At 68.9% G+C, this 1,227-nt stretch carries 2 protein-coding genes; both read right to left on the bottom strand.

Annotated elements, in window-relative coordinates; all coding sequences use genetic code 11:
• Positions 1–78: 78 nt before the first annotated feature.
• Positions 79–396, bottom strand: coding sequence for a hypothetical protein (locus tag MXD62_RS27590; RefSeq protein WP_248832315.1), 318 nt, complete (start codon positions 394–396; stop codon positions 79–81).
• Positions 380–685 carry a hypothetical protein gene (locus MXD62_RS27595; RefSeq protein ID WP_248832316.1) on the bottom strand — a complete coding sequence of 102 codons (306 nt, stop codon included), beginning with the start codon at positions 683–685 and terminating at the stop codon, positions 380–382. The genes MXD62_RS27590 and MXD62_RS27595 overlap by 17 nt, the downstream gene beginning before the upstream one ends.
• Positions 686–1,227: the final 542 nt, after the last annotated feature.

Below are 1,227 nucleotides of genomic sequence, written 5' to 3' on the forward strand. Positions count from 1 at the left end.
CCCCCCCGGCGCCCGGGCGGCGGCGGCCCCCCCCCCCCCCCCCCCCCCCCCCCCCCGACCTGGGGAAATCGGGGGCTGCTACCGGCGGCGAAGCCTGCGCAGGATCCGGGCGATGCCACGGGGCCTTTCGATGGCCGTCGCACCGCCGCACAGGCACGGTGCCGGCCGGTAGGCGCCATCCGGACGAAGGCTGCCGCCCAGGTCGACCACATGGGGGTCCGGGTAGCGCACGTCCGCGTCGAAGATCGCTTCCTGGTTGAGGGTGATCGCCAGGGCCAGCGGATCCTTCAGGGTGCGGATCGCTACCGATGTCATGCCGTAGCCGTGATCGTCGATCGCGACCATCACGTTTCCGATGGCGAGGAAGTCGCAGGACTGGTCAGGATGCGGCATCATGATCGGTTCCTTCGCGGGGGGCGGGGTGGGGGAACGCTTCGGTGATCGCGTCCAGGTGCCCTTCGTGCCGGGCGTAGTTGATCCACTTTTCGGCGGTGCGGTGCGGTCGGATGACGGCGTCCTCATTGCCGCGCACCTTCCGTAGCCGGGCGGCGACGTGTTCGACGGCCAGGCCGTTCGTGTCGAACGGGGTCGGGGCGACGATGTTGATTCCGGCGTCGGGGTCGACCAGGTGCGCGTAGTAGACCCCGGATGGGTGCGGGAATACCGCGATGGTGGGTGTGGGCATGACGGGTCACCTTCCTTTCCGTGGATGGGGGTCCGGTGCGCACATCCCGGTCGCATCGTTCGCGGTACCGGTTTCCCGTTCGGGTTTCGCGTTGCGTTCCCGTTCGGGCGGTGCGTTTTCGGTGTGGGACAACATTAACCTGCCCCATTCGGCAATGGGAAGGGGTTTTCCATGACTCTTTAGGGAATGTTTTCGAAAAGAGTCATGGAAATGCGCTTGCCTGAATGGCGAACGCGAGCTATCCGCGTATGCGCGGATAGGTAATGGACGAAAAGAGTCATGAAAACGGGGATGGGAATGCGCGCGGAATGAGATAGAATGGTGGCAACGGAATCGACGCGACAACGGAAAGGGGGTGGTGGGGGTGCGCGCACGCGACCGGCGGCGGCCCGGCCCCCCCCCCCCCCCCGGGGGCGGGGCCCCCCCCCCCCCCCCCCCGGCGGGGGGGGGGGGGGGGCCCCCCGCCCGCCACGATCGCGACCAGCTCGGCGGCCTGCCGCTTGTGATCGGCGTCGTCGGCCGCGTCGCGGTAGCGCCGGATG

Origin of the sequence: Frankia sp. Mgl5 (assembly GCF_023242985.1) — a bacterium.
Lineage (GTDB): Bacteria > Actinomycetota > Actinomycetes > Frankiales > Frankiaceae > Parafrankia > Parafrankia soli.